This is a genomic window from Sorangiineae bacterium MSr12523, from assembly GCA_037157775.1.
Lineage (GTDB): Bacteria > Myxococcota_A > Polyangia > Polyangiales > Polyangiaceae > Pendulispora > Pendulispora brunnea.
This window is the reverse complement of record CP089982.1, coordinates 1,213,023-1,218,550: the sequence shown is the minus strand read 5'-3', so window position 1 is coordinate 1,218,550 and position 5,528 is coordinate 1,213,023. Positions and strand designations below refer to the sequence as shown.

The window sequence follows — 5,528 nt, the reverse complement described above, 5'->3', positions numbered from 1 at the left end:
TCATGGGACAGGAAACCCCGTCGCAATCGAAGCTCCGCGAAGCTCTGGTTCGGTCTCTTCGTGAGGTGGAACGCCTGCGCGACCGCCTGGCCGCGAGCCAAGCCGCATCGAACGAGCCGCTCGCCATCATCGGGATGGGTCTGCGCGTGCCGGGTGGGGTCGTCGACCTCGAGAGCTTTTGGAATCTCCTCGCCAGCGGCGGCGATGCCATCGGCCTCGTGCCCCAAGACCGATGGAACGCGGACGACGTGTACGATCCGGATCCCGACGCGAAGGACAAGTCGTACGTGCGGGAGGCGGCCTTTCTGGATCGCATCGATCTGTTCGACGCGGCGTTCTTCGGCATCAGCCCGCGCGAGGCGAAGAACGTCGACCCGCGGCATCGTCTGCTGCTCGAAGCGAGTTGGCACGCCCTCGAGGATGCCGGCGTGGTTCCGGGCGCTCTCAAGGATTCGCAGACGGGTGTGTTCGTGGGCATCGGGCCCGGGGACTACGACTTCGTGCGCGGGCCAAGCGACGAGGCCGAGGCCTACGTGCTCACCGGGCGGCAGCCGTCGTTTGCGGCCGGGCGCCTGGCCTTCACGTTGGGACTGCAGGGGCCCGCGCTTTCCGTGGATACCGCGTGCAGTTCATCGCTCGTGGCGTTGCACCTCGCATGTCAGGCGTTGCGCCGCGGGGAGTGCCAGCTCGCATTGGCGGGCGGGGTCCAGATCATGGCGGCGCCCGAGGGGTTCGTGATGCTGTCGCGAACGCGGGCGCTGGCGCCCGATGGCCGTTCGAAGACGTTCTCGGAGAGCGCGGATGGATATGGGCGCGGGGAGGGCGTCATCGTGCTCGCACTCGAGCGGCTCGAGGATGCTCGCACGAATGGGCGAAGGATCCTCGCCGTCCTTCGAGGCACGGCGGTCAATCACGATGGGGCGAGCAGCGGCATTACGGCGCCCAATGGCACTTCGCAGCAGAAGGTGCTGCGGGCGGCCCTCGAGGATGCGCGTCTGCGCCCGGCGGATGTGGACGTCGTCGAGTGCCATGGCACGGGCACCGCGCTCGGCGATCCCATCGAGGTGCAGGCGCTGGCCGCCGTCTATGGCGAAGGACGTGAAGAGGGACGGCCTCTCCTCTTGGGCGCCGTGAAGACGAACATCGGGCATCTCGAATCGGCCGCAGGGTTGGCGGGTGTGGCCAAGGTCATTGCCTGCTTGCGCTACGGAGCGCTGCCGCCAACGTTGCACACGAACCCGCGCAATCGGCATATCGATTGGGACACGTTGCCCGTGCGGGTCGTGGATTCGGTGGTGCCTTGGGGCACCGGGGACAGGCTGCGGCGTGCGGGGGTCTCGGCGTTCGGACTCAGTGGGACCAATGCGCATGTCATTGTCGAGGAGGCGCCGCCTGCCCCGCCCATCGCGAGCCCTCCCGACGAGACCACCACGCTGATCTTGTCGGCGAAGACGGAGGCCGCACTTCGGGCGCAGGGGGAGCAATTGGGGGCGTACCTCGAGGCGCATCCCGAGGCCGGGCTGCTCGATGTGGCGTATTCGCTCGCCACGACGCGGTCGCATTTCGAGTGGCGGGCCGCGTTCGTGGCGAGGGACCGCGAGCAGGTGCGTGAAGCCTTGGCAAACTTGGCGCCGCATCATGTGATCGGCTCGAAGAAGCTGGCCGTGCTCTTCACGGGGCAAGGCAGCCAATGGGCCGGAATGGGGCGGGCCGCGTACGATGCGTTTCCCGTCTTTCGAGACGCGCTCGATGCCGTCTGTGCGCAGCTCGACCCCCATCTGGATCGGCCTCTGCGCGAGGTCCTCTTCGCCGACGAAGGGCGCATTCACGAGACCGGGTTCACGCAGCCGGCGCTCTTCGCGCTCGAGGTCGCGCTTTTTCGGCTGCTCGAGGCGTGGGGGCTTCGACCCGATGTTCTGCTCGGGCACTCCATCGGAGAAATCGTGGCGGCCCACGTGGCGGGCGCCTTCTCGCTGGAGGATGCGTGCACCCTGGTGGCCGCGCGCGCTCGGCTTCTGCAGGCGTTGCCGGCGGGCGGGGCCATGATGGCCATCCAAGCCTCCGAAGACGAGGTGCGGTCTCGCCTTCGCGGGCGCGTCGATGTGGCAGGCATCAATGCGCCCAACTCCACGGTCATCGCCGGGGAGGAAGAATCGGTCCTGGCCCTGGCCGAGCAGTTCCAGGCCCTCGGGCGCAAGACGACGCGGCTCCGTGTCAGCCACGCGTTTCACTCCTCGCTGGTCGAGCCCATGCTGGACGACTTCCGGCGGGTCGCGGAAAAACTCGTCTACCAGGCGCCCCGCATCCCCATCGTGTCCAACGCAACGGGTACGCGCGCGGAGGCGCGCGACATCGCGTCTGCCGAGTACTGGGTGCGTCACGTGCGGCAGGCCGTCCGCTTTCTCGACGGCGTCCGCACGTTGCACGCCGAGGGCGCGACCACGTATCTCGAGATCGGGCCGCACGGCGTGCTGGCACCGCTCGCGCAGGCGTGCCTCGAAGGAACCGACGCGCTCACCTTCCTGCATACGATGCAGAAGGATCGCGGCGTCGATGCGATCGTCTCGGCGCTCGGGGCGGTGCATGCGCGCGGGCACCATGTCGACTGGGAGGCGTTCTTCGCGCCCCTGCGGCCTTCGCGCCGAACGCTCCCCACGTATCCGTTCCAGCGCGAGCGCTATTGGGTCGAAGCAGGCCAACGCCAAGGCTCGTCCCTGGGCACGGCGGCGGGACGCTATGCGCTCGCCGGGCGGCGGTTCGATCTGCCGGACGGCTCCGTTTTGCACACCGTCGATATTGGACCGTCGGTCCAACCCTATTTGCAGGACCACCTCGTCTACGGGCGCATCGTGGTGCCGGGTGCCTTCTACGTCGCCATTCTTCTCGCGGTGGCCGAGTCGCATTGGCCGGACCAGCCTCTCGAGCTGCGCCAGGTCGAATTTCTGCGGCCCATCTCGTTCGAGCGGGCCTCGGAGTGCGTCACGCTGCATCTGCAGCTCGCGCGTGGGGCGGGCAACTCGGGGTTCTCCGTTCGCCTTTGCACGAGGCAGGGCGACGCGTGGACCACGCACCTGACCGCGACCCTCGATGTGGCATCCCTTCCGCCGTCCGCGCAGCGTTCGCCCCTTCGCCCGCCGGCGGAGGAACCGGCGTCGCTCGATTACCTGGACGTGCTGCGTGCGCTCCAGATCGAGTGGGGTCCGCAATGGCGCTGGCTCCGGCAGGCTTCGCGCGTTCGCGAGCGCGTGGCGCTGGGGCGGCTCGATGCGCCGCAGGGTGTCGGTGGCGACGATGCTCCGATTCCGGGTGGGCTCATCGACAATGTGTTTGGTCTCGAGATTTGGAGCGCCGGACACGCCACGACGAGCGAGGTGCCGCGGTTGCCGTTCGGCATCGAGCGGGTCGTCTGGTATGGACGGCACGTCGTTCCCACCTGGGCCGAGCATGCACTGCGCACCGACGCCGCGGCCGATGCCGACGTCACGCATGCCGATATGACCTTTTGGGATTCCGAGGGTGCCCCGGTCGCGCACATCGAAGGGTTCTCCACCCGGCGCGCGCCCGCCGCGCAGTTTTTTGCCGGCCAGGCCTCTTCGAATCTGTACACGGTGGCATGGCGAGAGATCGCGACGCCGGCGGGTCCAGCCAACGCCACATGGGCCGTCGTCGGGGAAGATGCCGTCGGCTTGGGCGCCGCGTTGGAGGCACGCACGTATGTCGACGTGAACGAGCTCGGTCGCGCCGTTGCGCAAGGGATACCCTTGCCCGATGTGGTGGCGGTCGCGTTCGCCCCCGAGAAACCGGATGCGCCGGACGTGCCCGAGCGAGCGCACGGTGCCACGCAGCGGCTTCTCGCCGTTTTGCAGGCGTGGCTCGCGAACGAAGCTTTCGCGCCGTGCCGGCTGGTGGTCCTCACGCGTGGGGCGGTCGCGGCGCAGGCGGAGGACACGGTCGACGTCGTGCACGCTCCGCTTTGGGGGCTCGCGCGCTCGGCGCAGCTCGAGCACCCTGCCCGGCCGATGACGCTTCTCGACGTCGACGCGCTCGACATCGATGCGATCCGCGCCGCCGTCGCCCTCGCCGAACCGCAGTTGGCCTTGCGGCAAGGAACACTGCGCGTGCCGCGCCTCGTGCGGGCCAAGGCATCGCCGGCGTTGGGGGCACTCGATCCGAATGGGACGGTCCTCGTCACGGGGGCCACGGGCGGGCTCGGCGCGGAGCTTGCGCGGCACCTCGTAAGCCGCCATGGCGTGCGCCATTTGCTCCTGCTTTCGCGTCGTGGCCCCGAGGCACCACGCGCAGGGGACCTGGTCGCCGAACTGCAAGCCGCGGGGGCTCGGGTCACCCTTCGGGCCTGCGATGTGAGTCGTGCCGACGAGCTCGCGCAATCGCTGGAGCACGTTGCAACGGAGCATCCACTGACCGCCGTCGTGCACGCGGCGGGCGTGCTCGATGATGGGCTCCTCGCGTCGCTCACGCGCGAGAGCCTCGATGCGGTGCTCGCGCCCAAGGTCGATGCGGCGTGGCATCTGCATCGGCTCACGATGAACCTCGGGCTGAGCGCGTTCGTGCTCTTCTCGTCGTTTGCCGGGGTGCTCGGCGGGCCGGGGCAGGCCAACTATGCCGCGGCCAATGCAGCACTCGATGGACTGGCGGTCCAACGAAATGCGCTGGGCCTGCCGGGATGTGCCCTGGCGTGGGGACCTTGGGATGGCACCGGCATGGCCGCACGCCTTCCCGAGGCAGATCGGGCGCGCCTGCGCCGTCAAGGGTTGATCCCGTTCTCCGCGGAGGAAGCTCTCGCGCTTTTCGATGCGGCGCTGGGCCGCCCCGAGGCGTTGCTCGTCCCGGTGTGCCTCGATTCCGCGGCCCTGGGCGCGCGCGGGGATTCGCTGCCGCCGATGCTGCGAGACCTGGCGCGTGCACCGGCCCGGCGCATCGATGCGCCCGCGCGGCAAGGCGAAGAGCTCGCGCGACGGCTGCGGGCGCTGGAGCCGTCCGAGCGGCTTCGGAGCTTGCTCGATGTGGTTCGGCAGCACGTGGGCGCCGTTCTCGATGCGGATCCGCACGCGCTCGAGGCATTGCGGCCTTTGCAGGAACTGGGGCTCGATTCGCTCATGGCCGTCGAGCTTCGAAACCGACTTGCATCTGCAACTGGACTACGTCTTCCGGCAACGCTGCTGTTCGACCATCCGAGCCCGGCGGCACTCGCGGGGCTGCTGCTCGAGCAAATGCTGCCCGATGCACCGAAGGCGAACGGCGCATCGGTGCTCGCGATGGGCGCGGAGCTCGATCGGGTGGAAAGCGCGCTGACGGAGCTCCATGCCAACGAGGCCATGCGCGAGGCGCTCACCCATCGTCTGCGGGCGCTTCTGAGCCGGTGGGCGGGCGGTCCGGGTGCCGATGCCACGTTCAGCGAAAAGGTCGATGCCGCCGGGGTCGACGAGTTGCTTCACATCCTCGATCAGAAGTTCGGAGACAATGCCCATGTCAGCTCGTGAAGAGAAGCTCGCCGAGTACCTCAAACG

At 68.7% G+C, this 5,528-nt stretch carries 1 protein-coding gene; it reads left to right on the top strand.

The annotated features are described in order from the left end of the window. Window positions 1-2 precede the first annotated feature (2 nt). Window positions 3-5,501 carry an SDR family NAD(P)-dependent oxidoreductase gene (locus LZC95_05100; GenBank protein ID WXA96211.1) on the top strand — a complete coding sequence of 1,833 codons (5,499 nt, stop codon included), beginning with the start codon at window positions 3-5 and terminating at the stop codon, window positions 5,499-5,501. The last annotated feature ends 27 nt before the right edge of the window (window positions 5,502-5,528 follow it).